The 26,383-nt window shown below is 65.5% G+C and carries 25 protein-coding genes and 1 pseudogene; 15 read left to right on the forward strand and 11 right to left on the reverse strand.

The window, feature by feature from the left end; translation table 11 throughout:
* Positions 1-27: 27 nt before the first annotated feature.
* On the reverse strand, positions 28-1,305 hold the full coding sequence (locus tag ACSQ89_RS39640; RefSeq protein ID WP_436297609.1) for a hypothetical protein: 1,278 nt from the start codon (positions 1,303-1,305) through the stop codon (positions 28-30).
* A 1,253-nt stretch (positions 1,306-2,558) separates the two neighbouring features.
* Here ACSQ89_RS39640 and ACSQ89_RS39645 point away from each other — a divergent pair.
* From ACSQ89_RS39645 to ACSQ89_RS39665, 5 genes are read left to right on the forward strand one after another with little or no spacing between them, the layout of a single operon-like run.
* The gene (locus ACSQ89_RS39645; RefSeq protein WP_436297610.1) at positions 2,559-3,752 is read left to right on the forward strand and encodes an ABC transporter substrate-binding protein; all 1,194 of its coding nucleotides are present in this window, start codon (positions 2,559-2,561) and stop codon (positions 3,750-3,752) included.
* A gap of 24 nt (positions 3,753-3,776) precedes the next feature.
* A complete protein-coding gene (locus tag ACSQ89_RS39650) occupies positions 3,777-4,658 on the forward strand; it encodes a branched-chain amino acid ABC transporter permease (protein ID WP_436297611.1) in 882 nt (293 codons plus the stop codon).
* A 22-nt stretch (positions 4,659-4,680) separates the two neighbouring features.
* Positions 4,681-5,685 carry a branched-chain amino acid ABC transporter permease gene (locus ACSQ89_RS39655; RefSeq protein ID WP_436297612.1) on the forward strand — a complete coding sequence of 335 codons (1,005 nt, stop codon included), beginning with the start codon at positions 4,681-4,683 and terminating at the stop codon, positions 5,683-5,685.
* A complete protein-coding gene (locus ACSQ89_RS39660; protein ID WP_436297613.1) occupies positions 5,682-6,452 on the forward strand; it encodes an ABC transporter ATP-binding protein in 771 nt (256 codons plus the stop codon). Before ACSQ89_RS39655 ends, ACSQ89_RS39660 begins: the two co-directional genes overlap by 4 nt.
* 30 nt (positions 6,453-6,482) lie before the next feature.
* Positions 6,483-7,184 (forward strand): ABC transporter ATP-binding protein, encoded by a 702-nt coding sequence (locus ACSQ89_RS39665; protein WP_436297614.1) that lies wholly within the window; start codon positions 6,483-6,485, stop codon positions 7,182-7,184.
* Between the two features lie 19 nt (positions 7,185-7,203).
* On the opposite strand, the gene ACSQ89_RS39670 is transcribed toward ACSQ89_RS39665, so the two are convergent.
* On the reverse strand, positions 7,204-8,430 hold the full coding sequence (locus ACSQ89_RS39670) for an IS110 family transposase (protein ID WP_436297615.1): 1,227 nt from the start codon (positions 8,428-8,430) through the stop codon (positions 7,204-7,206).
* Between the two features lie 277 nt (positions 8,431-8,707).
* Between ACSQ89_RS39670 and ACSQ89_RS39675 the strand changes: the two genes are divergently transcribed.
* On the forward strand, positions 8,708-9,796 hold the full coding sequence (locus ACSQ89_RS39675; protein ID WP_436297616.1) for a phenylacetaldoxime dehydratase family protein: 1,089 nt from the start codon (positions 8,708-8,710) through the stop codon (positions 9,794-9,796).
* Between the two features lie 178 nt (positions 9,797-9,974).
* Here the strand turns inward: ACSQ89_RS39675 and ACSQ89_RS39680 are convergent, their stop codons facing one another.
* From ACSQ89_RS39680 to ACSQ89_RS39690, 3 genes and pseudogenes are all read right to left on the reverse strand, one after another.
* The gene (locus tag ACSQ89_RS39680) at positions 9,975-10,916 is read right to left on the reverse strand and encodes a LysR family transcriptional regulator (protein ID WP_436297617.1); all 942 of its coding nucleotides are present in this window, start codon (positions 10,914-10,916) and stop codon (positions 9,975-9,977) included.
* A 283-nt stretch (positions 10,917-11,199) separates the two neighbouring features.
* Positions 11,200-11,838: pseudogene (locus ACSQ89_RS39685) on the reverse strand (ABC transporter ATP-binding protein); the annotation flags it as partial.
* A 57-nt stretch (positions 11,839-11,895) separates the two neighbouring features.
* Positions 11,896-12,120 (reverse strand): hypothetical protein, encoded by a 225-nt coding sequence (locus ACSQ89_RS39690; RefSeq protein WP_436297618.1) that lies wholly within the window; start codon positions 12,118-12,120, stop codon positions 11,896-11,898.
* Between the two features lie 117 nt (positions 12,121-12,237).
* On the opposite strand from ACSQ89_RS39690, the gene ACSQ89_RS39695 reads away from it, so the two are divergent.
* The 9 genes from ACSQ89_RS39695 to ACSQ89_RS39735 all read left to right on the forward strand — a co-directional run bounded on the left by ACSQ89_RS39695 (position 12,238) and on the right by ACSQ89_RS39735 (position 21,783).
* Positions 12,238-13,203 (forward strand): LysR family transcriptional regulator, encoded by a 966-nt coding sequence (locus ACSQ89_RS39695; protein WP_436297619.1) that lies wholly within the window; start codon positions 12,238-12,240, stop codon positions 13,201-13,203.
* 113 nt (positions 13,204-13,316) lie between these two features.
* The gene (locus tag ACSQ89_RS39700) at positions 13,317-14,327 is read left to right on the forward strand and encodes an ornithine cyclodeaminase family protein (RefSeq protein ID WP_436297620.1); all 1,011 of its coding nucleotides are present in this window, start codon (positions 13,317-13,319) and stop codon (positions 14,325-14,327) included.
* Positions 14,328-14,344: 17 nt separating this feature from the next.
* On the forward strand, positions 14,345-15,364 hold the full coding sequence (locus ACSQ89_RS39705) for a dihydrodipicolinate synthase family protein (protein WP_436297621.1): 1,020 nt from the start codon (positions 14,345-14,347) through the stop codon (positions 15,362-15,364).
* A gap of 13 nt (positions 15,365-15,377) precedes the next feature.
* Entirely contained in the window at positions 15,378-16,847 is a 1,470-nt protein-coding gene (locus ACSQ89_RS39710) for an NAD-dependent succinate-semialdehyde dehydrogenase (RefSeq protein WP_436297622.1), read from the forward strand.
* Between the two features lie 44 nt (positions 16,848-16,891).
* Positions 16,892-17,824 carry a Bug family tripartite tricarboxylate transporter substrate binding protein gene (locus tag ACSQ89_RS39715; protein ID WP_436297623.1) on the forward strand — a complete coding sequence of 311 codons (933 nt, stop codon included), beginning with the start codon at positions 16,892-16,894 and terminating at the stop codon, positions 17,822-17,824.
* Positions 17,825-17,838: 14 nt separating this feature from the next.
* Positions 17,839-18,888: an AraC family transcriptional regulator ligand-binding domain-containing protein gene (locus tag ACSQ89_RS39720; protein ID WP_436297624.1), complete on the forward strand. Its 1,050-nt coding sequence runs from the start codon at positions 17,839-17,841 to the stop codon at positions 18,886-18,888.
* Between the two features lie 67 nt (positions 18,889-18,955).
* On the forward strand, positions 18,956-20,089 hold the full coding sequence (locus tag ACSQ89_RS39725) for a Rieske 2Fe-2S domain-containing protein (RefSeq protein WP_436297625.1): 1,134 nt from the start codon (positions 18,956-18,958) through the stop codon (positions 20,087-20,089).
* Positions 20,090-20,133: 44 nt separating this feature from the next.
* Positions 20,134-21,279, forward strand: a complete 1,146-nt coding sequence (locus ACSQ89_RS39730) for a Rieske 2Fe-2S domain-containing protein (protein ID WP_436297626.1) — start codon at positions 20,134-20,136, stop codon at positions 21,277-21,279.
* A gap of 300 nt (positions 21,280-21,579) precedes the next feature.
* Positions 21,580-21,783, forward strand: coding sequence for an alpha/beta fold hydrolase (locus tag ACSQ89_RS39735; RefSeq protein ID WP_436297627.1), 204 nt, complete (start codon positions 21,580-21,582; stop codon positions 21,781-21,783).
* A gap of 64 nt (positions 21,784-21,847) precedes the next feature.
* Here ACSQ89_RS39735 and ACSQ89_RS39740 read toward each other — a convergent pair whose 3' ends face one another.
* From ACSQ89_RS39740 to ACSQ89_RS39765, 6 genes are all read right to left on the reverse strand, one after another.
* Complete coding sequence (locus ACSQ89_RS39740; RefSeq protein WP_436297628.1) at positions 21,848-23,545, reverse strand: CocE/NonD family hydrolase; 1,698 nt, start codon at positions 23,543-23,545, stop codon at positions 21,848-21,850.
* Positions 23,546-23,573: 28 nt separating this feature from the next.
* Positions 23,574-23,714 (reverse strand): BBE domain-containing protein, encoded by a 141-nt coding sequence (locus ACSQ89_RS39745; protein WP_436297629.1) that lies wholly within the window; start codon positions 23,712-23,714, stop codon positions 23,574-23,576.
* 26 nt (positions 23,715-23,740) lie between these two features.
* Positions 23,741-24,130, reverse strand: a complete 390-nt coding sequence (locus ACSQ89_RS39750; protein WP_436297630.1) for a hypothetical protein — start codon at positions 24,128-24,130, stop codon at positions 23,741-23,743.
* Positions 24,127-24,522: a c-type cytochrome gene (locus tag ACSQ89_RS39755; protein ID WP_436297631.1), complete on the reverse strand. Its 396-nt coding sequence runs from the start codon at positions 24,520-24,522 to the stop codon at positions 24,127-24,129. The genes ACSQ89_RS39750 and ACSQ89_RS39755 overlap by 4 nt, the downstream gene beginning before the upstream one ends.
* A gap of 54 nt (positions 24,523-24,576) precedes the next feature.
* Positions 24,577-25,437: an NAD(P)H-binding protein gene (locus ACSQ89_RS39760; RefSeq protein WP_436297632.1), complete on the reverse strand. Its 861-nt coding sequence runs from the start codon at positions 25,435-25,437 to the stop codon at positions 24,577-24,579.
* Between the two features lie 80 nt (positions 25,438-25,517).
* On the reverse strand, positions 25,518-26,357 hold the full coding sequence (locus ACSQ89_RS39765) for an SDR family NAD(P)-dependent oxidoreductase (RefSeq protein WP_436297633.1): 840 nt from the start codon (positions 26,355-26,357) through the stop codon (positions 25,518-25,520).
* Positions 26,358-26,383: the final 26 nt, after the last annotated feature.

A 26,383-nucleotide genomic window follows, 5' to 3' on the forward strand; every position in this document is an offset into this window, starting at 1 on the left:
GACGGCGTAAACCGTCTCGCGCCTGCTTTAGCGGGGTAGTCCGGGGTCGAGGATGTAGATCCGGCGTTCGCCATCGTGTATCGAGTCGATGCACACCTGACGGCCGTCCCGGCTCCAGCGCGGATGCAAATCGCAGCGGTTCTCCTTGCTCAGATCGGGGCTGGTGTAGAAGCGCCCAATATCGACCCGCTGGCCGGTCTGCATATCGTAGACAAATAGATCGCGCTGGTGGGTGCGGGCGTCCGGGTATGTGTCGCTCAGCAGCCATCGCGTGCTCACCGGCGAGAAGCTCATGTGGCCATTCTCGGTCAGCACGTCCTTGCCGATCACCTGCACGTCGCCGTCGGGCGCGTCGGTGTATAGGTGGTAGTGAATTTCGCCCAGGTGCGGACCCCACACGACGATGTGCGTGTTGTCCTGCCAAAGCGGATGCGAGATCTGGTACTCCGATTTTTCATAGTCGAAGGTGCCGACGGCGCTCGGGTCGAAGTCATCGGCCAGTTGGGGCAGTGGATGGTCCGAACACTCGAGCAGCCGCAGGTCGGAGCCGTCCGGATTCATGGTAATGAGCCGGTGCAGGAAGCAGGTTTCATCGGCCACGCGTTCGGTCCACCGATGCAAAAACAGGATGCGGCTTGACGCTGGATTGATCTCGATATGGCTTACCCAGTGCAGTGCTTTCTCCATTGACTGGCGTGCGTGAAAGTCACGAAGTGCTTGATAGCTCACAACGAGTTCGGCAGCGCCGGTGGCCAAATCCATGCGGTAGATGCCGTCGTCGGTCGGATGCTTCGCCAGATCGTCCTCCGGAGGGGCGTCTTGATCGGCGCTATAGCCGATTGTCTGGTGCGTGACCCAAAGGCGCCGATAGTTGACGCACAGGGCCCACTTGCTGTTGGGCGCTGTGACGTACACAGGCATGGGCAGGCTGCGTTTTTCACCGGTCAGGATGTCGCAGATTTCGCTGCCGAAACCGGGGTAGCGAGTCCCTGTCGCGGCGGTGCGCACGTTGTAGATGATTTTCTGCCCCGGGGCGTTGTCGAGCCACTGGAGCTGCGCGCCCATCTGCCAGTTCCAAGCGCCTGTTTCGGCGACGCGCACGAAACGGTCCCCGTCTTGCGTGTTGAAGTAGCCAACGCCGGCCACCAGATCGGGCGTGAGCTCGCGGTCGGCCCACGGGACTTGAAGCGCGAGCACTAGTTTGTTTTCGCGGTCCCAGTTGGACTTGTTGTAGTACCCGAAGAAGTAGTGCTGGTCGTCGCTGCCGACACGCCGGCAGGAAGGCGGGTTGAAGATGGTGGTCATGCGCGCAGGGAAGTGGGGATGTGCTGTCGCTGCGAGTCTAGGAGCCGACGCCCAATAGCGCCAATGGCGATTCATGGCAGAGCTATACAGCGGCGGTATAGGCCGACACGCAGGCTCCGCCCCTTTAACCGGGCAACATCCAAGTTTGACGAACTTCCCTCAGCCTGCCCGACAAGAACCGCGGCGGCACCCTCACCGCAGCGCCGCGGCTAGCGGTCCCATTTCGAAGATTGCAGGCCGTCCTGCGTGGTGGAGGGAACGGCCTTTGCGGACCTGTCGCCAACAACGTGCTGCTTGAGAGCACCTGGCTTGCCGGCGCGCCTCCAACGACTGCCGTTTCGCGCAACCTCGCTGAACTTGCCTCCAAATGCAACGAGCCAGCGATCGGCACTGGTGTCAGGGCCACAGGGCGTCGCCTTGCGCTTACCAGTCGCCGCCGTTGCAGGGAGGGGGCTTCAGATGCTGCGCACCATCGAAGAGCTTGAGCAGGCCGGACGTTCCATGGTGCAGGGCTCCCTGTCTGAAGTCACCCGGCGATGGGGCGATCCGTCGTGCGCCTTAGTGCTACGGCGCCCATCATCGGGACCTATCTTCCAGGCACGACAGGTAGCTGGCATTCGATCGCGATCATGGCCGGAGTGTCGGCGATCTCTGCGGTGGCTGGCATGATGCTGCCTGCGACGAACATGCAGGTGGTCGGTCGACCTCAGCTCGGCTGACGTCGAATTCTTGAACGTGACGTTCACATACCCGCGCTGAGGAACTTGCCTCCAGAGCGCCGCAAGTGCTGCGGGGAGGGCGCGCCTATCAATCCCCCGGGCGCGAGACGAGCAATTGACAAGGACTCCGCCGCACCTTCGATCTGCCGGCCACCCTCGGGTCCGAGTAGATAGTCCGCCTCGCTTCCCTTGGGGAGCGCTTGCGAATGATCGATCTGACGTCTTGCCGGGCGCGAAACAACCGGAGGTGAAAGCGGGTGGCGGGACTCGCCCGTGAGTGTGTCGAGGTCCTGATTGACCTCGATCGTCGGGCGTCATCAGATCGGGCCCGGACCGAAGCGCAAGGTCCAAGTAGGCGCACTCGCGCTCTGAACTGGCGCTGTATCGCTTGGCCGTTTGCTGCAAGTGTCATTGCGCAGATTCACATTGCGTGCAGCCTGTGCGGGCCAACATACTGCGACGCCGCGCTCGATTGCTGATGCGGAGAGGATGGGCCTCTCCATTGTGGCATTCGGCGAAGACGCTGGAGAAGACATGCTCGCGAAATCTGTGAGGTTTCTGTTCTTGGTAGCAGGCGTGCTGTTCGCTGCTACAGCGCAAGTCTCGGCCCAACCTATCAAGATCGGCGTCCCAATGATCCTTTCCGGGGCGGGCGCCCAGTTCGGCGCCCCGATTCTGGATGGCGCGCGCCTGTATGCAGATCAGGTGAACGCCAGTGGCGGCGTGCTTGGCCGCAAGATTGAACTGGTGCCGCGCGACACGAAGTCCCGCCCGGAAGAAGCCGTGCGGGTGGCCCGGGAGCTGATCCTGCGCGACAAGGTGGATTTTCTCGTCGGCACCTTCACTTCGGCCGAGGGAACGGCGATCTCGCAGGTCGCAAAAGAGAACGAGATCGTCACGATCGTTCCGGGGCCCAAGACCGACCGCCTGACCGCGCCAGATCAACTGCATCCCTACATCTTCCGCACTTCCGGAAACACGACCACCGAGGGCCGGGTGGCGGCGGAGATCGTCGCCTCGATGAAGGTCAAGCGAATCGCGACAATCGCGCCGGACTTTGCCTATGGCCGTGACGCGGTGACGGCCTTTGCCACGCATCTGCGCAAGCTGGTGCCCGATGTGCAAATCGTGGACCAACAATGGCCCAAGCTCAATGAGTCCGACTACACGGCCTTCGTCACCGCACAGCTTGCGGCGAAGCCGGAGGCAGTGTTCTCGGTAATCTGTTGCGGCAACTTCGACGCTTTCGTCAAGCAGGCCAGCGCGCTTGGCTACTTCAAGCAGCTCGGGCCGCGTCTGGTAGCCGTCGGTGAGGCGGGCTCCGTGGAGATGTTGAAAGCGCTGCGCGACGAATATCCGCTGGGGATCTGGGGTAACACCTACGACGCCGACAACTGGGAGTCATCGCCGGCGCACAAGGCGTACCTCTCGCGCGTGCGCGAAGTCACCAAGCAGGCCGTTCCTTCTTCATGGGTCATCCAGGGCTATATCTCCATGCAGTTCTTGGTCGAGGCGATCAAGAAGGCCAACTCGGTCGATGCCGTGAAGGTTTCAGCGGCGATGAAGGGATTGACCATCGCTTCGCCGCAAGGGCCGATCACGATGCGCGCCAAGGATCAGCAGGCCGATCGGGCGCATCTATGGGGCCAAGCGGCCAAGGTCGCCGGCTCGGAGACCCCGGTTCTCACCAACATCCGCAGCATCGCCGTCGGCGGCCTGATGGACTAGTCAGTCGGATTCGGGAGCGCGGCCATGGACCTCTCTTTTGTTCCGGCACAGCTGGTCAGTGGACTGACGACGGCCATGACGCTGTTCGTCACGGCCTCAGGCCTGTCGCTCATCTTCGGTGTGATGGGGATTCTCAACTTCGCTCATGGCAGTCTGTTCATGCTGGGCGCTTTCCTGCTCGCCTCGCTGGCGCGGCTGCTTGGCGCGTCGGGCGTCGGCTTCGTGGCCGCGCTGTTCATCGCATCAGTCGCGGTGGGGGTGATCGGTGCAGCTCTGGAACGCTGGCTCATCTCACGTCTGTACGGCAAGGAGGAGCTGTTTCAGCTGCTCTTCACCTATTCGCTGGTCCTGGTGCTGGCCGACTGCGTCCGGATGGTGTGGGGAGTCAACCAGCAATCCGTGATGCGACCGGCGATGCTGTCCGGATCCTTCGAACTCGCTGGTGCGACGCTTTCCCACTACAACCTGCTGCTCATTGGCGTGGGATTCGCCATTGTGCTCGGTCTGTGGTTCCTGCTGCACCGCACCCGCATCGGGGAGCTGATCCGCGCTGCGTCGCAGGATCGAGAAATGCTGCTGATGCTCGGCAAGAACGTGCGCTGGATTCAGACCGGCGTCTTCGCGCTGGGGGCCTTCCTCGCCGGCTTGTCGGGTGCGCTGATGGCGCCGCTGGTGTCGGTGGTTCCAGGCATGGACTCCGAGATCATCATCGTACTGTTCATCATCGTGGTGATCGGCGGGCTTGGCTCACTGGCCGGCACGCTTGTGGGTTCGCTCGTCTACGGCGTCGTCTACTCATTCACCGTGTACTTCTTCCCTCAGCTTGCTTTGTTCGTTGTCGCAGCCCTCATGGTGATCACCCTCACCTTGCGCCCGCAGGGCCTGCTCGGTCGGCGGATTGGCTAGTGCTCCCGCAGATAGGTGCATCATGAAGAGTCATACTGAAGCCACGCTCGCGCTGATCCTGTTTCCTTTGGCGCTCGGTATCGGCATCTTCGGCTCCCGCCTCTGGTTGAACTTTGGTGCCGAGGTGGCGATCTGGGCATTGTTCGCCGTCAGTCTGAATCTCCTGGTCGGCTTTGGCGGCATGGTGTCGTTCGGCCATGCCGCCTACTTCGGCCTCGGCGCCTATGGCGCGGGGCTCGCCGCCATGCGCTGGGGCATCGGGCTCGTTCCGGCCACCTTGATCGGCATGGGCTTGGCGGCACTCTTCGCGTTGCTGTTCGGCATGCTGTGCGTGCGGCGATCGAAGGTCTATTTTGCGATGTTGACACTCGCATTCAGTCAGCTGGTGTGGGCGGTGGCCTTCCGATGGAACGACCTCACTGGCGGTGATCAGGGGATCAATGGCTTGCCGATGCCGCAGTTCGAGAACCTGCTGGGGTGGACCAATCAGCGCTGGTTCTACTGGATCTGCCTCGTGCTGCTGTGCGCCGTCCTGTACTTGTTGTATCGCCTGGCGCGCTCTCCATTTGGCACCCTGCTCAATGCGGCGAAGCTCAACCCGGAGCGGGTGCAGTTCCTGGGTACCTCGGTGCCGAGGGTGCAGCTGGTGGCCTTCGTGATCGCCGGTGCGCTGGCGGGACTCGCTGGCGCGCTGTTCGCTTTCCATACCCGGGGACTGTTTCCCGACTATCTGTTCTGGACCAAGGGTGCCGAGGCGCTGAACATGGTCGTTCTGGGCGGCATGAATCAGTTGCTCGGACCGGTGCTCGGAGCCGCCACGCTGCTGTTCATCAATCAGGAGGCTACCGCCGTCACCGAGTACTGGTCCGCAGTGACCGGTGTGATGCTTGGTGCGCTGATCCTCTTCGCGCCCGGCGGGCTTGCGGGCGGTCTGCAGCGATTGTTCGAGCTAACCAAGCGCAAGGGTGCACGCAAAGCCGGCCAATCCGTGACCGATCTTGAAGCCGATCTCCGGAGGCCTCAATGAGCGTGCTGATCGAGATCGAGGGCCTGAGCAAGACCTTCAGCGGATTCAAGGCACTGAGCGATGTGGGTTTTGCCATCCCCGAAGGCAAGATCACGGCGGTCATTGGCCCGAACGGTGCTGGGAAGTCGACCTTGTTCAACCTCATCACGGGCAAGCTTGTGCCCAGCAGCGGGGCAATCCGACTTCGGGGCCGCGATATCACCACGCTGTCACCGGAGGCGCGGGTACGAAGCGGGTTCGGCAGGACTTTCCAGCGCACCAGTGTGTTCGGTGAAATGAGCGTGCGGGAGAACCTTCGGACCGCGCTGTTGTGCCAGGGACGTCACGTCTGGTCGTTCTGGCGCGCGGCAACTGCTTTCTTCGAGTCGGACGTCCAGGCGCTCGCGTCGCGCTTCGAGCTCGGCGACGCGTTGGATCTGCAGGCCAAGACCATGTCGCACGGCGATCAGAAGCAGCTCGAGCTGGCCATGGCCGTCGCCCAGACGCCCAAGGTGCTGTTGCTGGACGAGCCTTTGGCAGGAATGTCGCCGGTGGAGACACGGACAGCCGTCGCAGCCATCGTCGACGAGGTTCGCCAGCGCGGCATCACGCTCCTGTTCACTGAGCATGACATCGATGTGGTGTTCGAGATTGCCGACGTGATCGTGGTGCTGGACAAGGGGCGCTTGATCGCCAGTGGGCCAGCGGCGCAGATCCGTACCGATGCGAGGGTGCAGGCTGTCTATCTCGGCCAGAGCGATGCGCTCGAGGCGTCGGCACTGCAGTGACCACCAGGCCTCCTCCGAACCTATCCGACCATGGAACCAATCCTCGAAGTTCTTGCGCTGAAGGCTGGCTATGGCTCTAGCCAAATTCTCTTTGACATTGCATTCAATGTCTTTGACGGTGAATGCGTCTGCCTGCTCGGCCGTAACGGGATGGGCAAGACGACCACGATGCGCAGCGTGCTCGGCCTGACACGCCGCCTCGGTGGCAGCGTGCGCTTCCGCGGTCGCGACCTTGGCCGAGCATCGGGCTTCGAGGTTGCCAGGCTGGGCATCAGCCTCGTCCCAGAGGACCGACGCATCTTTGCTGATCTGACCGTCGAGGAGAATCTGCGAGTTGCGGACGCGCGCGGAGAATGGACGCTGTCACGCGTATATGCGCTCTTTCCCGAGCTTCAGGAGTTCGCGACTCGCAAGGGTGGGCTGCTGTCGGGTGGACAGCAGCAGATGCTGACCATTGCACGATCGCTAATGACATCCCCCCGCCTCCTGCTGCTCGACGAGCCGTCGGAAGGAATCGCCCCGATCGTCGTGCAGCGGCTGCGCGACCAGATCCGGGAACTCAAGCGGTCTGGGCTGACCCTGGTGCTGGCCGAGCAGAGCCTCGCATTCTGCCTGGCAGTGTCTGACCGGGTCGTTGTGCTTGAGAAAGGACACGTGCGCTACAGCGGAACAACCTCCGCATTCTCGAGCGATGCTGCATTGCAGAAGAGGCTGCTTGGCGTAGGGCACTGATTCACACTACTAAGAAGCGCTACCCCGTATGAGCCAGCACAGGAACATCGCAGCCGAGGTCTTGAAGTCGTTTCATGAGGCGACGGATGGTCTTGGTTCGATCCTGGCGGTCGAAGTGTTCGCTGCCCAAGTCGTTGTACTCGGTGCCGTCGCGAAGCATGTGGTACGCGGCGGTGAGCATCGAGGCGGCCACAGCGAGGATGGCCTTCTTGGCTCCGCGGCGTGCCTTGATACGCAGGAACTGCGCTCGCAGGTAGCTGGTCTTCACGCGCACCGCGGCCCAGGCGGCGGTCACCAGGGTGGTCTTGATCCAGGTGCCGCTCTTGCGCACGCGGGTGGAGCGACGCTTGCCGGCGCTCTCGTCGCTGCGCGGACACAGGCCTGCCCAGGAGATCAGATGGCCGGCACTGGGGAAGCGCGACATGTCTACGCCGATCTCCGCCACTACGACGCTGGCCGTCAGGTCACTGACCCCCGGCATCGTCGTGAGCAGGCGGGCGCGCTGCCGGATCGGCGCCAGCGCTTTTCCCACGGCCGCATCCAGTTCGGCCAACGTGCGTTGCAGGGCATCGATCACCTGCAGGTGCAGCCGCAGCATCGTGCGATGGTGCTCGGTGATGCGTCCGCGCAGCGCCTCGCGCAGCTCAGCGCTCTTGTTGCGCGCGCTGCCCTGGGCCAGCGCGGCCAGATGCGCCGGATCGCTCTGGCCGGCGACGATGGCATCGAGCATGGCGCGCCCGCTCTTGCCCAGCACATCCGACAGGACACTGCCCAGCTTGAGATTGGCGTCCTCCAACACCTTTTGAATGCGCAGCGAGTGCTGAGAGACCTCGCGCACGAGTTGCTTGCGGGTGCGGGTGAGGTCGCGCAGCTGCTGGATGGCCTGCGGCGGCACGAAGCTGGAGCGGATCAAGCCGTGCGCGAGCAGATCGGCAATCCACATCGCGTCGTTGACGTCGGTCTTGCGACCAGGCACGTTTCGAATATGCGCCGCATTGGCCAGCACCAACTCGAACTCAGCCTCCAGCACGTGCCACACCGGCTTCCAGTACACGCCGGTGGCCTCCATCGCCACGTGGGTGCAGTCGTGCTCGGCCAGCCAATCGGCCAGTTCGAGCAACTGGGCAGTCGTGGTGCCGAAGCTGCGCACCTCCTGATGCATGGGCGGCGAGACGCATCGCACGCAGGCCACGATGGTGTCCTTGTGCACGTCCAGGCCCGCACAGCGCGTGTAAAGCACTTGCATGAGAACCTCCTGGCGGTTGATGGGCACCGCAGGCAGTCCTCGTCATCGAACTCTACTAAGCGTGCTTCGGGGCGTCGCCGCCCTCTGCCACATTCCGGGGTGCTCGCAGGACTGCGGGTCCAACTACTGAACGGGCTTGTCGCACCAAGGGAAAGCCGACCTCGTCAGCAGCGCCCAAATTCATCCTACAACCACGCGCCATCTGTCGCCAGCCACGTCCCCCGCTTCATGCCCCGGGGTCGGGCCCGACCGATGGCGAACTACTGAAGAAGACCATATGACAGCAAGGATCACCGAGAAAGCACCGGCAGAAGCCTACGGGCCCTCAGATCGCCGATTTCCCTTGCGCAAGCGCGAGGGCTTCGTTCCCCAAGTGCAGCGCTGGTCCTTCCAGCTGCCGCCCGACTGCATGCAGATGCGCGTGGGCTTCCTGGCGGTGCAAGGTATGGATGATGCAGCGCTCGAGCAAAGCGCCTTCTTTCGATGGGCACAGAGTGCGCTGTCGCATGCTGCCGGTCCGACGACCTTCGATCACGCTCGATTCACCGACGAGCAGGGATTGCGTAATCACGTGATCGCGGCCTACTGGGTTGACGAGCGTCGGTTCGAACGCTGGCGCTCCGACGACGTGCTGCAGTCGTGGTGGGCCTCGAATGAACGTCTGCACGACAAGACGGGCGTGTGGCGCGAGATACTGCGCGTGCCGCGTGAACGCCAGGAGAGCATCTACTGGCGGGACTATCCGGCAGGGCTGATGTCGAGCGACGAGGTGGCGATCTATCCGACCCCTTACTGTGGCTACTACGGTGCGATGCGCGACCGCATTCCGCTGGCCGCGCGTGATCCGCTGGATGCGCCGGAAGACTCCGGGCTTGTTGAGCCGACCGGGCGTGCTGGATACGGCGAACGCTGGCGTATCACCCCGCCTCACAATCTGGCCGTGATCCGCTCAGCCAATACGTGGGGACGCATGGACGAGGAGCAACTGGCCGACTACGAGAAGAATCTTAGGCAGCCGCTGGAGAACGGCATGGGCTACTTGCGCGAATCACCGTTGCCTACCGGCTGCGCCTCGTTGCGCATGCAACGCAAGTTCGACGCGCAGGGGCGCCCACTGCCCGAGGAGCATGCGCTCGGGCATTTTCTTTCGCTACGCCACATGGAGGCTTGGGCGGAGAACCACGCGACGCATGCGGCAATCTTCAAAGCCGCGATATCTCGCTACAAGCGCTACGGCACTGACAATCAGCTGCGTACCTGGCATGAGGTCTATGTGCTTCCGGCCGGCGATCAGCTCTTCGAGTACATCCATTGCGGCCCGAAAACCGGTCTGCTGCGATGGTTCGACGGCGAGCGTGTGGGCTGAGAAAGCCTGTTTCGCGGCGCCGGGGCTTCCGCCACGCGAGGGGGCTAGCCCGCACTGGCTAAGTCCATGCACGTGAGGGAAAGTCCGCGGGCAACGAACCGGGCGCGGTCCTGAGGATCCCGTTGCCGGTGCTGCATTCTGCATGCCCGCAGACGAGGCCACGATGCGGGCGCGTCGGCTAGCCGCGCGGCTCCACGTCTGGGGGGCCGTTGAGCCATTCTTGCTTAGACTCGAAGAGCCGCTGCAGGTATTCAGTGACGGCTCGGATCCGGGACGAGTATTGGAGGTCATGGTGCACGCTCACCCAGAGCGTTCGCATCACCCTTGCCGTATCGGCGAGCACCGGCACCAGCGTGTCCTCTTTCACTACGGAGAACTTGGGAAGCAACACCAGGCCCAGCCCAGAGGCTGCGGCGGCCATCTGCGCCAGCATGCTGTTGGATTGGAAGCTCATGTTCGGTCTTGTGATCACCTCGTCGAGCCAGCGTACGGCGTCGAGCTGGATCAGGTCGTCCAGATATCCCACGAACTGATGTTTCGGAAGGTCGGACAGATCCGCGGGCTTTCCGTGGTTCTCGAGATAGCTCGGCGAGGCATACAGGTACAGCGCGAACGAGCCCGCTGTCTCGCATGCCAATCCTTGTCCGATCGGTTTGAAAAAGCTGACGAAGACGTCGGCTTCTCTGCGGCTCACATTGACGATCGAAGAGGAAGTCACCAGTTCCACCCGCAGCTTGGCGTACTTGCGCAGCAGTGAGGCGAGGTGGCGAGCCACGAATGTGGTACCGATCCCCTCCATCATCGCGATGCGCACGCTGCCCGACGGCTCTCTGTCGGTTCCGCCGAGTTCCTCCTGCAGCGACAGGATCGCGCGCTCCATGTTCTCGGCCTGGAGGGCGAGACGATGCGCCAGCTCGGTGGGCTTGAGTCCGGCGCGGCGACGTTCGAACAGGGGACCGCCCAAACACAGCTCCAACTGTGACAGCCGGCGGCTGACCGTGGAGTGATCGATGTGGAGCTGTCTAGCCGCCTGGGACAGGCTGCCGGTGCGGTTGATATGCAGGAACAGGCGCACATCGTCCCAATTGAGATTGGTGAGAGGTAACTTCTTGGTCGTCATGCGGCCTTCTTGTGCGTGGTCGTGTGCAATGTTGCTCCTCGTGGCTTAGATATCAGTTTGTATGGTGATGCGCAATACAGAAGAACACTGCGCTTGAACGACAACGATGGGAGCGGGAAAGCAATTTGCGTTCCGTCGCCAGCGGCGGTGTGCCATGGCCGTCGCTAGGCCGTGGCGTTTGACACATGGGCTGGCGCCTGCGGGGCAAGCGGCCGTTTTCCTGGCGAAGAGGGTTCTCCACCCGAAGTTGAAGGTTCGGGCTGGAGAACGGGGCCGGAAGAACTCAGCCGGTGGGCTGCTCGACGTGCGCCTGGCGTCTGTACAGGAAGTCCATCAGTGCGCGCCTGCACTCCGCATAGGTGGGGTCGGTTGCCAGGCTGACGCGGTCGCGCGGGCGTTCGATCGGGACGTCCAGGATCTCCCCGATGCGTGCCGCGGGACCGTTGGTCATCATGACGATGCGGTCCGCAAGGAGTACCGCTTCGTCCACGTCGTGCGTGACCATGACGACGGTGCTTTCGGTTTTCTCGACGATGCCGAGCAGTTCGTCTTGCAACTTGGCGCGCGTGAGCGCGTCGAGCGCGCCGAATGGCTCGTCCATCAGCAGGACCTGAGGTTCCATGGACAGCGCTCTGGCGATGCCGACGCGCTGCTTCATGCCGCCGGAGATCTCGCTAGGCTTCTTGTGCGCGGCATGAGCCAGGCCGACCATCGCAAGCGCCGCTTCGGTGCGGTGATCGACCGCGGAAGCAGACTCGGCACGAAACACGCTGCACACGGCCATGTGCACGTTGTCGAAGCAGCTAAGCCACGGCAAGAGAGAATGGTTCTGGAATACCATCGCCCGCCGAGGTCCCGGCCCACGGATGACCTCCCCATCGCACGAGACGGTGCCTGCGGTCGGGGATGCCAGGCCGGCGACCGGCCATGCGGAAATGGACAAGCAATGACTGGAGCGACCTTCGATATGTGGTGGCGATCACCGGCGGCGGCACGCATGCTGGGTGTCTCTGATCCCACGGCCTTGCGCATCCAGGCACTGGAGCAGGCCATCGGCGCACCACTGTTCTACCGCTTGCACCACGAGCTCACTGAGGGGGCCGGCAACCGGCTGATGCCGGGCTTCGATCGAGATCGTTGTCGCGAGCGCGCGGCGGTCCATCGACGTGAGGGCCACTGAGTTGACTGGCACGATCAGGTTCACCACGACCGATTCCCTGGTCCATCCTCACCTGGGTCGAACGCACTGCGTCGGCGTGTTCATGCAGCATGTTGGAGGCTCGGTACGCGACGTGCTGCGTGGCGATGCGGAGGTGCTGCGGTGAGCGCCGACAGGCCCGATCTGGCCGCGCCGCTTCCGCACACCCAAGACGGTGACGCGGCACCCGCCTGGGCAGTGATCGACTCTCGCTGGCGGGTGTTTCTGCGCGTCGTCGAGGCCGGCAGTCTGAACAAGGCGGCCGCCGCGTTGGCAATGCCGCAGTCGGCGATCAGCCGAGCGATCGCGCACCTGGAGCGGCAATGCGGTGAGCGGCTATTCGTGCGCACGGGCCGCGGCGTTGTGCTCACCGAGTTCGGCGCACAGTTATTGCCGCGCGTGGTTCGGTTGGCGGCGGACGCCGACGCGCTAGTCGAAGACATCCGGGCTGCGCGGGGTCAGCCGATGGGCGACGTGCTGATCGGGCTGCTGCCATCAGCGGTGCCGCGCTACGCGGGGCCGCTGGCGTCGACGGTGCGTGAGTGCATGCCCGGTGTGCGGCTGCACCTGGTCGAAGGGGCAAGCGCGCAGCTCGAGGAACAGTTGCGCGAAGGCCGGCTCGACATGGCAGTGGTGCTGCGTGAGGACGCAACAAGCGTTGGCGACGAGCGCATCCTTGCGCGGGTGCCATTGCACTTGATCGGCCGTCTCGGTGACGCGGTGCTGGCGGGAGGGGAGGTGCCACTGATCAGGATCTCCGAGTTGCCGCTAATCCTGCCTGCCCGACCGCACCTATTGCGCACGCGCCTGGATCGATTGGCGGCTGAACACGGACTGCGCCTGCACGTCGTGATCGAGGCCGACTCGGTGCACCTGCAGTACGAGGTCGCGGCGGCGGGAGGTGGCTATGCGATTGCGGCGGTCCCTGACGGTGCGGGCGACGCGCGGCTCGCTTCCGCGTGCATCGTGCAGCCCCAGCTCGAGCGCTTCGTCGTGCTCGCCGAATCGCCGCGCCGGCCTCACACGCGCGCCTCACGAGAGGTGCATCGGCTAGTCTGCGCGCTCGCGGACAAGATCACCGCCCGCTGACGAGGGCGCTACGCTCCATCCGTTTTTCGCAAGTCTGCCTTGCGCTGGCAGCAGTGCCCGGACCGCGGCTAAGTCGTTAATGTTCCGGTCCATCCCAACACTGCCGCCGTCCTGTGTCCGACACCACTACCCTGGCGCCGCCCGCGCCCACCCTGTTCCTCGGTGACGCCGACGTCGCTGCGCTCGCCGACTGGCCTTCGACCGTCAACGCCCTGGCCCGCGCCTACGGCCTGCCGGTCTCGGCTGCCATGGTGCCGCCGCGCTCGATGGCGCGCGGCGAAGGCTTCTGGTTGCGCAGCCTGACGGCCATCTCTCCCAGCGGCGCGACCATGGGCTGCAAGCTCATCGCGGCCTCACCGCGCGCGCGCCGCGCCAGCTACCTCATCTCGCTGTTCGACCAGCGGACCATGGCGCTCACGGCGCTGATCGACGGCAACCGCGTCACCGGCCTGCGCACCGCAGCCACCGCAGCGTTGGCTGTCGACCGGCTGGCACCGCAGCAGCCGCTGACCGTGGGCGTCGTTGGCTCGGGTTTTGAGGCGCGCGGTGCGCTCGAATGCCTAGCGGCCGTGCGCACACTGAAGTCGGTGCGAGTCTTCAGCCCAACGCCGACCAGCCGCGAACGCTTCGCGCAGGGCTTCCGCCGCGCGCTGGACATCACGGCCGTCGACTCCCCCGAGGCCGCGGTCCGCGCGGCCGATGTCGTGCTGTGTGCGGCGCGCAGCCGCGACGAATCGCCGGTGCTTCGCGGCGCCTGGTTGCCTGCCGGCACCACCGTAGTTTCGCTTGGCTCGACTCTGCCCGAGCAGCGCGAGGTCGACGAAGAGACGATGGCGCGCGCCGCCTGCATCGTCGCCGACATGCCCGAGGAAGTGATGCACGACACGGGTGACGGCATTGCTGCCACAAATGCGGGCGTCGATCTGTCTGGCAAGCTGGTGCCGCTTTCCGATCTGGTGGCCGGCCGCATTGCGCCACGGCGCAGCGCCGCCGACATCGTGCTCTACAAGTCGGTCGGCTCGGCGTTGCAGGACATCGTCGTGGCCGAGATTCTGTTTGCCCGTGCGCGCCAGTTAGGCCGCGGTGTAGACATGCCCGCCAGCATCGTGCCCATTGCCAAGTGAAGTTCAAGGAGAATCGAATGCCCAACTACAAGAAGACCGACGTCCGCGCATGGGCGCGCCAGCACCTCGTCGGCTGCTCGGCAGTCACCATCCCCAGCTACAGCGCCGACCTCAAGCGCTTGAACGAGCTCGGGATCCGCCACGACATCGAGCGCGTCGTGAAGCTGGGCTTCACCTACACACTGCTGTGTTCCGAGGTGGCGATCACCGCCGAGGAGAACGCCCAGTTCACCGCCTGGGCCCGCGACACCGCGGGCAGCAAGCTTGGCCTGTTCTTCCACGCGGCATTCGGCACGCTGGCCGACAACATCGAGGCCGTCAAGCTGGCCGAGAAGGCCGGTGCAGACCTGGTGCTGCTGTCGTACCCGTCGAACTTCTGGCCCACCAGCGAGCAGGAGATCTACGACTACACCAAGGCCTTCTGCGACGCGACCGACTTGGGCGTGATGCTGTTCCCGATCCCGACCTGGGGCTTCGAGCGCGTGCACCCGGCCGGCATGTCGCTGGAGTTGATGCGCCGACTGCTGAAGGACTGCCCCAACGTCGTTGCGATCAAGTCCGAGCAGGGCTTCCCATTGCCTGCCGGTATCTGCGAGATGTACCACCACTTCCGCGACGAGGTGGTGATCAGCTGTCCGATCGAGGCCGACGCGATCCCGCTGATGAGCCTGATGAAGCTGCAGTTCTCCGGCACCAGCAACACGCAGTGGATGGGGGACTACTATCCGCGCGCCTTCGAACTGGCCCGTACCGGCCGTTTCGAGGAGGCGATGAAGCTCTACTGGAAGGTCAACCCCGCCCGCCAGGCCAACACAGCCGCGTCGGCGGCCTCGGCGCCCGCCATTGGCGCGCTCAACCGCACGCAGTGGAAGTATCAGGACTGGCTGGCCGGCTTCAACGGCGGGCCGCTGCGCGCGCCGTCGCTGCGCATCCCCGACCGCTGGATGAAGTCGCTGCGCCAGGGGCTGGTGGCCTCGGGCTGCGAAGTCACGCCCGATCCCGATTCGGCCTTCATCGTCGGCCGTTACCCGTGCTGAGCGAGAGTCCACGATGAAACACCTGCTCAAAGACGCCACGCTCTGGCGCGAAGCCGCCTTCATCAGCGGCGAATGGGTGGCCGCGACGCCGCATGGCCGCTATGCGCTGCACAACCCGGCCGACGGCTCGCGCCTGGTCGAGCTTCCGCGCTGCCGGGAGGACGAGACGCGTCGCGCCATCGATGCCGCGCAGGCCGCCTTCGGCCCCTGGCGGCGCACCACCGCCAAGGCGCGCGGCGAGGTGCTGCGTCGCTGGTACGAGCTGATCGTTCAGCACAAGGAAGACCTGGCCACGCTGATCACGCTCGAGGAGGGCAAGCCGTTGGCCGAGGCGCGCGGGGAGATCGACTACGCCGCCGGATTCGTGCGCTGGTTCTCGGAAGAGGCCACACGCGTGCGCGGCGACATGATTCCGGGCGTCAAGGAGACGCAACGCATCGTCGCGCTGCGCGAGCCCGTCGGCGTATGCGCCGCGATCACGCCGTGGAATTTCCCTGCCGCGATGATCACGCGCAAGGCCGGCCCGGCGCTGGCCGCCGGCTGCACGATGGTGGTCAAGCCCGCCAGCCAGACGCCGATGACGGCGCTCGCGCTGGCCGAGTTGGCCCACCGCGCCGGCGTGCCAGCGGGCGTGTTCAGCGTACTCACCGGCAACGACACGCGTGCCATCGGCGGCGAGCTCACTTCCAACCCTGCAGTGCGCAAGATCACGTTCACCGGCTCCACCGAAGTCGGGCGCGTATTGCTGACGCAGGCCGCGCAGACCATCAAGAAGTGCTCGATGGAACTGGGTGGCAATGCGCCCTTCATCGTCTTCGACGACGCCGACCTCGATGCCGCCGCCGACGGCGTGATGTCGGCCAAGTTCCGCAACACCGGCGAGTCGTGCATCGGCGCCAACCGCGTGTTGGTGCAGTCCGGCGTCTACGACGCGCTGGCCGAACGCATCGTCGAGCGCGTGGCGAAGCTGCGGGTCGGCAACGGCCTGGAACCAGACGTGAACCTCGGCCCGCTGATCGACGCCGCCGGCGTCGAGAAGGTCGAGGAGCACGTGGCTGATGCGCTTGCCAAGGGCGCGCGGTTGCTGCATGGCGGGCGCCGCCACGCACTGGGGGGCAATTTCTTCGAGCCGACCGTGCTGGCCGACGTGACGAGCGCGATGCGCATCGCGCACGAGGAGACCTTCGGCCCGGTGATGCCGCTTTTCCGCTTCGAGACCGAAGAGGAGGCCATCGCGATGGCCAACGACACCGAGTTCGGCCTGGCCGCCTACCTGTACAGCCGCGATGCGGCACGCATCTGGCGCAATGCCGCGCGCATCGAGGCGGGCATGGTCGGCATCAACTGCGGGCTGATCTCTAATGAGGTGGCGCCCTTCGGCGGCATCAAGCAAAGCGGCCTGGGCCGCGAGGGCTCGCACCTGGGGATCGACGAGTACGTGGAGGTGAAGTACCTCTGCTGGGACGGGCTGGACGCAGTATGAGGTCGCGCGTGAGAACCTGGGGCATGAGACAACATCGATTCCTCATGGGACTGGCCACAGCGGTGGTCTCGCTGTCGTGCGCCGCGCAGACGGTTCCGGCCACGCTTCGGCTGGTCGTTCCGTTCCCGGCTGGTGGCGTGACAGACCTGGCGGCGCGCGGGCTGGCCGAACGGCTGGGCCCGGCGCTCGGGCAGACCGTGATCGTTGAGAACAGGCCTGGCGGTGGTTCGCGCATCGGCACTGACGTGGTGATGAAGGCTGCGCCGGACGGGCAGACTCTGCTGTTTACCAACACCAGCTACACCATCCTGCCGATCGTCGATCCGGCCGTGAAGTACGAGGCCGACAAGAGCCTCTTGCCGGTGGGCATGCTGGCCAGCTATGGCCTGTCGCTGGTGGTGGCCAATGCGCTGCCCGTGAAGTCGCTGCCCGAGCTGGTGGCCTATGCGCGCAGCCATCCCGGCAAGCTGAGCTATGGCAGCTCGGGCCCGGGCAGCGGCACGCACTTCCTTGGCGAGTACTTCAAGTCGCTGACGGGCACTTTCATCGTTCACGTTCCTTATCGGTCCACCGCTGGCGCACTCAACGACGTGGCCGGCGGTACGCTGGACATGGCTTTCGATGCCACCGCGAAGGCATATGCCGAGGCAGGCAAGGTGCGCATGCTGGCCGTCACAGGCGTGCACCGCGATCCTCGCATGCCGGGCGTGCCCACGGCGGTGGAGGCGGGGCTCGAGGACTTCGCGGTCGTGAGCTGGGTCGGTCTGCTGGCGCCGGCGGGTACGCCGGCTGCCACCGTGACGCGCCTGAACACCGCGCTGAACGAAGCACTGGCAGCACCGGCACTGCGCCAGCGGCTGCAGGACATGGGGTTGACGCCTGAGGGCGGTGATGCCCAGCGCATGCTGCGCCAGATCCGTGAGGATGTGCGGCTGCACCGGCAGATAGCGGAACGGGCCCGGCTGCGATTTGAGTAGCGGGGTTCCTCCGTATGTTGCCGAATTCGTACAGGCACGACCCTCCGAGCGACGGGGAGGCGCCCGAGCGGGAGATCCTGCGTACCTACTTCGAAAACCTGCTGTACCTGCTGCGACGCCAAGGTGTGGGGCTGGCCGAGGAAGCGCTGTGCCGTGTTCGCCTCACGCGCGACGACGTCGCTACCGCGTCGGAACGCCTGAGCTTCGACGCCTTCTATGCCTTGCTCAGCTGGCTGCATGCATCGCATGCCCTGCCGGTGCCCGGCCTGCAGCTGGGCTTGCGACTGAGCCTGCGCGACTTCGGCATCTTCGGCCAAGCCCTGCTGGGCGCCGGGAGGTCTGGGGAGGCGCTGAATCTCGCGCAGCGCTTCTACGGCTCCGCGTGGCGACATGTGCGTCTGGAGGTGTTCCGCGAACGCGACATGGTGGTCTGCCGCTATCTCCCACAACCCTCTGCGGTATGTCATCCGGTGCCGCTGGCCCAGGCGATGACGGCGATGAGCGCCGCGGTCACGCGCGAACTGGTGCCAGGCGTCGAGCCGGATCGCTTTGAAGTGCGCTACGGTTTCCGGACCCCGCCCGACGCTTCCGAATACCGTCGGCGGCTCGGGTGTCGCGTGCAATTCGGCCATGCTTGGCATGAGGTGCGGCAGCCGGCCGCATGGTTGGAACAGCCGCGTGACCCGTGCTCGGTCGTGTCGGCCGCGCCCCTGCGCGCCCTCGGCGCCTGGCAGCGACAGCAGCATCCGGTCGAGATCGAGGGGCGGGTTCGGCAACTGTTGATGGCGCAATGCGACGACGGCTTCCCGTCGCAGGAAGAGGTGGCGCGGCGCATCGGCATCGCGTCGCGCACGCTGCGGCAACGGCTGGCGGCCCGCGGCGTGTCGTTCCGCGCGCTGCTGCTGGAAATCAGGCTCGACATGGCGCGGCGCCACCTGGCTCGCACGGGGGTCAGCGCGGCCGAGGCGGGGGCCCTTGCCGGCTATCGCCATCCGGCCAGTTTCCATCGTGCCTATCGCCAGTGCTTCGGCGTTGCCCCGGGGCACGACGGCGAGAGCGGGTAAACGCTGAGCTGCTTGGCGCGCACCGTGCCGAAAGTGCGATGACGCCGCCGGTCCGGATTTTCATAATGTGCTGCATCGCTTCTGTCAGGAAATCCCGATGTATCCGCTCGAAGATGGCCAACTCTTTCCGCGCAACCAGTGGTGGGTGGCGGCGCAAAGCGGCGAGGTGGGCCGCACCTTGCTGGCGCGCACCCTGCTCGAGGAAGAGCTGGTGTTCTACCGCAAGGCCAATGGCGAGCCGGTGGCACTGGCCGGCCGCTGCCCACATCGGCTATTTCCCCTCGTCAATGGCAAGCTGATGGGCGACGACGTCGCCTGCGGCTACCACGGCTTCGTCTTCGGCGGTGACGGCCGCTGCGTGCACATCCCCACACAGGACAAAGTGCCCACGTCGATGCGGGTGCGCCAGTACCCGGTGGCCGAGCACATGGGCTGGGTATGGGTCTGGATGGGCGATCCCACGCTGGCCGATCCGGCGCTGCTTCCTCGTCCGGCTTGCGCCGGGCCCAGCTGGCTGTTCTGGCATGGCATCACCACGCACATCAAGGCGCGCTACACGCTGCTTCTGGACAACCTGTTCGACTTGACTCACGTAGCCTACGTGCATGCCTCGGTGTTCAACTTCCCCGAAGGCGAGGACCCCCCGGGCTTCGACGCGCCGTTGTCACTGCGCGTGGAGGGCGACCACCTTTTCGCCGCCCGGCCGCTGCGCGGCGTGCCGTATGACGACTACGCCACGCTGCAGTTTGGCCCTGGGCAGGGCACGATGGATCTCGACTCGCCGTCCGACTACCATGGGCCGGCACTGATTGTGACCGGCACGGTTCACCGGTTGCACGACGAGAAGGCCGGGTCGCTGGCCATCATGCATCCTGACGGCCAGCGCGGCGGAGCGCTGCGAGTCTTTCATGGCGTCACCCCGGAGACCCGCTCCTCGACGCACTACTTCTCCGCGTTCTCGCGTGACTACCGGCTCGATGATGAGGCGTTCTCGCAGCAGTTTGCGCAGATCGACCGCGGTATTCGGCAGGAGGACATCGACGCACTGGAGGCCATCGAGCCGGCCGCGGCACGCGCAACCACGGCGCAAGAGCAATCCGGGCTGCAGGATGCTGCGGGCATTCGCGTGCGCCGCATGCTGTCGCAGCAGATCGCGCGCGAGACGGCCGTGCTGCGGCCCGGCGGGCAGCCGCGCCCGTGAATGTCCGCTGCATCAAGGTTCGATGTGCGGAACGGCCAACCCACTTGTGCGCCCGCGGCGTACCGATCGACGCCTACCCTGGTGTGGATCGAGCAGGGGCACGTCTTCATCGCGCCCCGTTGAATCGAATACCGGAACAGGAGAGAAGCATGGGATTTCTGCGCAATGCCTGGTATGTGGCCTGCTGGAGCGAAGACGTCCAAGCGGGGGAGCTGTTCCGTCGCAAGCTGCTCGACGAGGACGTGGTCTTCTATCGCAAGGCCGATGGCGATCCGGTGGCTCTGTTCAACCGCTGCCCGCACCGATTCATCCCTTTGCACCTTGGGCATCTGAAGGGTGACACGATCGAATGCTGCTATCACGGCCTGCAGTTCGACTGCACGGGCCGCTGCATCAAGAATCCGCACGGCGACGGCAGGATACCGGCCGCCGCCAATGTGCGAAGCTACCCGGTGGTGGAGCGGCACGGCATCGTGTGGATCTGGATGGGCGATCGCGAGGCCGATGCCGCACTCATTCCCGACTACAGCATGCTGGACGCCGGCTCGGGCTTCCACACCACCAAGGGCGCGATCAACATCGCCGCCAACTACATATTGATGGGCGAGAATCTGCTCGACCTCAGCCATGTGGCATACCTGCACAAGGGCCTGCTCGGCAGCGCCCAGATGTTGCAGACCCTCCCCGTCGTCCGCGAGGAAAACGGTGCGCTGCACGTGGACCGCGACATGCCCAACGTGGACGTGCCAGCGGTCTTCAACATGCTGTTTCGCCAGGACGGCAAGCCTGTGGACGCTTGGCAGAACATGCGCTGGACGGCGCCGGGCTGCTATCTGCTCGACGCCGGCGTGAAGGCGCCGGGCGGCGAGCGTGAGGTTCGTGGTTGGTACTACGGCATCCACCTGGTGACGCCCGAAACCTCATCGACTACGCACTATCACTTTGCCTCCGCGAGGCCGCCCGGCACGGCGTTCGATGCAGCCACCGACGAGGAGCTGGCGCGCCTGCGCCGCATCGCATTCGCCGAGCAGGACAAACCCATCGTCGACGCCCAGCAGCAGGTCGTCGGCGACCAGGATCTATGGGCCATGAAGCCCGCGTTGCTGGCCATCGATGCCGGACCCGTGCGCATGCGCCGAACGATCGAGGGATTGATCAGAGCTGAACGGGAGGCTGCCGCCGGCCATTGAGAGCGCCCCAGGGCCGGGCTCGCCCGTACACGGCACTGTGGGCGGCGATCGCGCACCCGGAGAAGGTGCGAGCGCTGGCCTTGACCGAGCCGCCGGTCTTGCCTTCAGCTGATCGGGTGCCCGGGGGCCGGGAAGCCCGACTGCAGTTCGAACGCGAGGTGTTTGCACCGTCCGGCGAGGACTTCCGGGCCGGCCGTCCCGGGCGTGCCGTGGAACTCCTGACGACGGGCATCAACGGCAGGGGCCGAGCGAGGCGACGACGCCGTCGGGTCTCGCCCGCCGGTTGTGCAAGCCGAGGCGATGCACGCGCTGGCGCTCTCCTCGAACCCCTATCCGATCGTCGATGCGGATGCGCTCGCCGCGCTGCGCGTGCCGACGCTGCTGCTTCGGGGAGAGCGAACCATGCCCGTGCACCGGGCCACGTTCGCGGCTCTGACAGAACTGATGCCTCGCACGCACACCGTCCCGGGGTGCGGCCACGGCGTTCATCGAGACAATCTGTAGGCCTTCAACACGCTGGTGCTGGAGTTCCTGCGGGAACTGCAGTGACGCCGGTGGCCGGTTGATGTCAGGCGGGCGAGACGAACGGCAGCAGCAGGTGGGCGTCGTATCGCCCGCCGACGTGCACCACGTGCGCGCCCTTGTTCAAGGTCGGCAGCGCCGGCAGCTGCGGCAACTCGGGTCGCACCAGCGTGTCCACGCCGTTGACCGTCAGCTCGAGCGTCTCGCCCGCATGCCAGCGCATCGACATGGGCCATACATCGATTTCGACCGGCACGGTCTCCCCCGGCGAGAGCTTCTGCACCGTGTCGAAGGCGTGTACCGGCAGTTCCGGCCGCGATCGTTCGGGATCGAGCCGGCGCATCGACACCCGCAATCGGCCGTTCGGTCCTTCGTGGCTGGCGCCGGTGACTACGTGCGCCGATTGCACCTGTCCATGGGCGTCCAGCTTTCGCACCGTCACGAACAGGTCCATGTCGTCATGGTCCGGCGCCTCTACCCACAGTTTGGCCTTCACGTGGCCGGTGATCTCGGTTAGGCGATCGAAGGTGACGCGGAATTTGATGCCTGTGGCGTCGGCGCTGTCGTACGACAGCGCTGCCTCCTGTTTCGGCGTTGCGCGCTCCAGGCTGCCCTCGGCAGTGAGATAGAACGGAAGCAGTTCCTGGCGAGCCAGCGGGAACGTGTCCTCCGCGCGGTACACCACATCGGCATGCCCGGGGTCGAGCACCGTCAGCCGCACCGGCGGGGTGGCCTGCCAGCCGTTGTCCAGCCCTTTGAGGACGTGGTCGAAGAAGCGGCGCAGGTCTTCGACGTTGGCGGGGTTGTAAAGATCGTTCCACTCGTGCGTGTTATGCACCCGCAGCCACTTCCGGGTGCTGCCGAGCTGTGACCAACCGCGCAGCGTGCCCGCGGTATGGACCAGATTGGTCCACGACGCGGTGACGTACGCTGGCACCTCGATGCGCGACAGCGCCGCGGCCTTGTCCCGCCAGTACGAGTCGTACAGCGGGTGCTCCGCCTGCATAACCTGCGCGTCCTCGATCCTGCGCTCGCCGGGCAGCGTGCCCAGAATCGCCGGTGAGAAGACTGTTTCCGGAATGCCGCCCCGGCAGGACGAGTCGCGGTACAGGTCGGAGGCGCCCTCCCACGGCGCAATGGCGGCCAGGTGTGGTGGGCGCTGCGCTGCGACGAACCATTGGGTCATCGCCAGATAGGAGTTGCCCGCCAGGCCCACCTTGCCGTTCGACCAGGCACGGGTGCCCGCCCACTCGATGAGGTCGTACTCGTCGCGCGCCTCGCGCTCCCCCCACAGGTGGATGTCGCCTTCGGACGAGAAGATGCCGCGAGGGTCGGGCGAAATGACGGCATAGCCGTGCGAAACCCAGTACGACGGGTTCGGTGCCTCGAACATGTTGAGGCCGTCCTCGAGTTGCCGCGGCACGTCCATCCTTGCAGGGTGCTGGAACGTGTCCAGGTTCAGCGGGCCGAACTGCTTGCCGTAGGGGCTCCAGCCGATCAGCACCGGGCAGTCGTGTGCTTCGACGGGGCGGAACACGTCCACGTAGATGCGCGTTCCGTCGCGCAGCTGCACTTCCGCGTCTTGCTCGAACAGCACGTCGCACTGCAGCGGCAAGACGCCTTCGCGGTGCACGTGCCCGCGTTTGAGTACCTTGGATGCGGGTCGCAGGCCAGGGTAGCCGGTGCGCGCCGTCCCGGCCGCCGGCCGATAGCGCAGGGGCGGGAGGTCATTGGTGTCCAGCATGGTCGTCTGATTGGTAGTAGATCGCCGTTCAAGCCTGCGGCCGAATGTTGACGGTCGAGTTGGACCCGTTGTCCGGGTCGTAGCGGTGCTTGATCTTGGCCAGCCTGGCGAGGTTGTCCCCGTAGCTGATGCCGGCCCACTCGGGATCAGTTTCGCTCGCGAAGTTCATGAAGATCTGCCCGGTGGCGAAGGGCTTCAGGTGCCCCCCACAGCCTGCGCACCCATTCGATGTTCTTGCGGCCGTCCTTGGGGTCGGACCAGCGCGTCAGGATGAATCCGTTGTACCGACTCTCGCGGTGGAAGAACGCTGTGTCGGTGGGGCTGCGGTCGCGCAGGGGCGTCATGCTGAGGCTCCCACAGCACCATGGCCTTGGGCGACGGCGTGTTGGCGATGTCTCGGGCGATGCGGTACTTGTTGGCGCCTTCGGGCGTGATCACCGGGCAGCCGAGCAGCGCCTCGAGCGCCTTGGCATCCGCGGCCTTGACCGCCGCGAAGGCGTTCGAGATCCGCCCGCCCAGCGCCGCGAAGGCGGCGAGCGCGCCCAGCACCAAGCCCGCGGCGCAGTGAGAGATGCCTGGCTTCATGAGGTCCCTATTTCGTTGAGGTTCGCGACAAGCGGCGCGACTAGCAGTCGGGCCGGGGATTGCAACTGAAGAAACTCGATGATGTGCTTGCGCGTCTTCTCGTCGTCCAACTCGACCCACATCTTGCTGCCTGGCGCGAACCGCTGCGCGTCGCTCAGGAAGGGCTCCAGCGTGGCATTCGACCACGCCAGGTTGAGCTGCCGCAAGGTTGCGGAGTAGCTGTAGCCTTCGGCCATGGCCGACTTCCGCCCGTGGATGGAAGTCAGGGACGGGCCGATCCGGTTCTGCCCTTTCTCGAGCGAGTGGCATGCAGCGCAGTTGCGATGAAACGCGAGCTCTTCATTTGCCACGCTGTTGGCGTCCGCATGAGCCAGGGTCATGGTGCCGGCCAAGCCGGCGGGAGCAGCTTTGCGATGGACATTGCTACCTTAGAAGCGCGGTGAGGGTCAGTGCGCCGCGGCAAGCGCTGCCGCGAGCGTGGTGGCCATGGGCGTTGTCGGCCGCCCGATCAGGCGGCTGAGTTGCCGACCGTCGTCGAACATCGCACCCTCTACCGCCGCCGTGTCGGACTGAGCGACCATGGTGGCCACCGGTTCGGGCAAGCCCGCGCCCATCAGGGCCCCGCGATAGTCGTCTTCGGGCAGGTTGTGATACGGGATCGGCCGGCCGACCTGGCGCCCGATCTCGGCGGCCAGTTCAGCGAGTGTGAAACTGCTGTCGCCCGCAAGTTCGTAGACCTCGTCGGCCTGACCGTTGGCCACCAGTACGGCGGCGGCTGCGGCAGCGAAGTCGTCGCGTGACGCCGCCGCAATGCGGCCGTCTTCGGCGGCGCCGATCAGCGCGCCGTGTTGCAGCACGGCAGGCAGGCTCATCAGGCAGTTCTCGGTGTACCAGCCGTGGCGCAACAGGACGTGCGGGAGACCACAGGCTTTCAGCAGGACTTCGGTCTCGCGGTGCTCGCCGGCCACCGGCAGAGCAGAGACGTCGGCGCGCAGCACGCTCGTGTAGGCCAGCAGCCCGACGCCGGCGGCGCGCGCGGCATCGACCACCGCGCGGTGCTGCGGCACGCGGCGCCCGATCTCGCTGGAGGAGATCAGCAGCACCTTGTCCGCCCCGCGAAAAGCCGTCGCCAGCGTCTGCGGCCGGTCGTAGTCTGCCTGGCGGACCTGCACGCCGCGGGCGGCCAGGTCCTGGGCCTTCGCGGGTGACCGTACGGCCGCCACCACGCCCGAGGCGGGCACGCTCTTCAACAGTTCTTCGATGACAAGGCGGCCGAGTTGGCCGTTGGCCCCGGTGACGACGATCATGGACGGGTCTTTCAAGGGTTGACAGATCAATGGCCAGATGCACCAGGTGCATGGGCGGGAATGGGTAGCGAAGCCGCGAACTACGGAGCAGCCTCGAACGCCGCGCGGACCTGGTCGTGGAACTGGGCCACGACAGGCCACATCAGCGGGTGCGTGACGATCAACGGAGCCCGGCGCTCCATGCCGCGCAGCACGATCTCGGCCGCCGTTTCGGGCGGCATGTCGGCCGCGGCGAGCAAGGCCGGGGTCTCGGGCGGCATGTCGTAGGCCACGGGTCGCAGCGCACCGACGTTGGCTGCGATGTCGGTGCGAACCAGCCCGGGATAGAGGATCGACACCTCGATGCCTGTGCCGGCCAACGCGCGCCGCAGGTCCAGCGACAAAGCGGTGACGGCCATCTTGGTGGCCGCGTAGACACCCTGGTGCCAGCCGGGGTCGGGCACCAACGCAGCCATCGACGAGACGTTGACGACGTGGCCGCCTTCGCCGTGCCGCCGCAGCTTGGGCACGAATGCCTTGATGCCGTTGAACACCCCGCGAAGGTTCACGTCGATGACCCAGTCGAACACGCGATCCGGCACCTGGTCGAGCGGGGTGCCGACTTCGCCCACGCCGGCGTTGTTGAAGACGTAGTGCACCTTGCCGAAGCGCTGTTCGACGGCGTCGGCAGTGGCGTAGAAGGCCGCCCGGTCGGCGACGTCGAGCACGAAGGGCGCCACGTCGGCGCCTTCGGCCGCCAGCCGGGCGCAGGCGCTATCGAGCGCTTCACGGCGCACGTCGCTCATCGCGACGCGCACGCCGCGCGACGCCAGTACGCGGGCGAGGCCGAACCCGATCCCGCTGGCGGCACCGCTGACGAACGCCACGCGGCCCTTCCACGGATGCGCCGCGGGCGAGTTCGTTGATCTCTCTGTAGACATTTGGGTCTCCTGAGCAGGGGGTTCGG

Origin of the sequence: Variovorax sp. LjRoot175, from assembly GCF_964253805.1 — a bacterium.
GTDB lineage: Bacteria > Pseudomonadota > Gammaproteobacteria > Burkholderiales > Burkholderiaceae_C > Variovorax.

Bases quoted from the DNA above. Each gene is read 5' to 3' on its own strand.
- ACSQ89_RS39640 (WP_436297609.1), bottom strand. From the start codon at position 1,305: ATGACCACCATCTTCAACCCGCCTTCCTGCCGGCGTGTCGGCAGCGAC.
- ACSQ89_RS39645 (WP_436297610.1), top strand. From the start codon at position 2,559: ATGCTCGCGAAATCTGTGAGGTTTCTGTTCTTGGTAGCAGGCGTGCTG.
- ACSQ89_RS39650 (WP_436297611.1), top strand. From the start codon at position 3,777: ATGGACCTCTCTTTTGTTCCGGCACAGCTGGTCAGTGGACTGACGACG.
- ACSQ89_RS39655 (WP_436297612.1), top strand. From the start codon at position 4,681: ATGAAGAGTCATACTGAAGCCACGCTCGCGCTGATCCTGTTTCCTTTG.
- ACSQ89_RS39660 (WP_436297613.1), top strand. From the start codon at position 5,682: ATGAGCGTGCTGATCGAGATCGAGGGCCTGAGCAAGACCTTCAGCGGA.
- ACSQ89_RS39665 (WP_436297614.1), top strand. From the start codon at position 6,483: ATGGAACCAATCCTCGAAGTTCTTGCGCTGAAGGCTGGCTATGGCTCT.
- ACSQ89_RS39670 (WP_436297615.1), bottom strand. From the start codon at position 8,430: ATGCAAGTGCTTTACACGCGCTGTGCGGGCCTGGACGTGCACAAGGAC.
- ACSQ89_RS39675 (WP_436297616.1), top strand. From the start codon at position 8,708: ATGACAGCAAGGATCACCGAGAAAGCACCGGCAGAAGCCTACGGGCCC.
- ACSQ89_RS39680 (WP_436297617.1), bottom strand. From the start codon at position 10,916: ATGACGACCAAGAAGTTACCTCTCACCAATCTCAATTGGGACGATGTG.
- ACSQ89_RS39705 (WP_436297621.1), top strand. From the start codon at position 14,345: ATGCCCAACTACAAGAAGACCGACGTCCGCGCATGGGCGCGCCAGCAC.
- ACSQ89_RS39710 (WP_436297622.1), top strand. From the start codon at position 15,378: ATGAAACACCTGCTCAAAGACGCCACGCTCTGGCGCGAAGCCGCCTTC.
- ACSQ89_RS39715 (WP_436297623.1), top strand. From the start codon at position 16,892: ATGGGACTGGCCACAGCGGTGGTCTCGCTGTCGTGCGCCGCGCAGACG.
- ACSQ89_RS39720 (WP_436297624.1), top strand. From the start codon at position 17,839: ATGTTGCCGAATTCGTACAGGCACGACCCTCCGAGCGACGGGGAGGCG.
- ACSQ89_RS39735 (WP_436297627.1), top strand. From the start codon at position 21,580: ATGCACGCGCTGGCGCTCTCCTCGAACCCCTATCCGATCGTCGATGCG.
- ACSQ89_RS39740 (WP_436297628.1), bottom strand. From the start codon at position 23,545: ATGCTGGACACCAATGACCTCCCGCCCCTGCGCTATCGGCCGGCGGCC.
- ACSQ89_RS39745 (WP_436297629.1), bottom strand. From the start codon at position 23,714: ATGAACTTCGCGAGCGAAACTGATCCCGAGTGGGCCGGCATCAGCTAC.
- ACSQ89_RS39750 (WP_436297630.1), bottom strand. From the start codon at position 24,130: ATGAAGCCAGGCATCTCTCACTGCGCCGCGGGCTTGGTGCTGGGCGCG.
- ACSQ89_RS39760 (WP_436297632.1), bottom strand. From the start codon at position 25,437: ATGATCGTCGTCACCGGGGCCAACGGCCAACTCGGCCGCCTTGTCATC.
- ACSQ89_RS39765 (WP_436297633.1), bottom strand. From the start codon at position 26,357: ATGTCTACAGAGAGATCAACGAACTCGCCCGCGGCGCATCCGTGGAAG.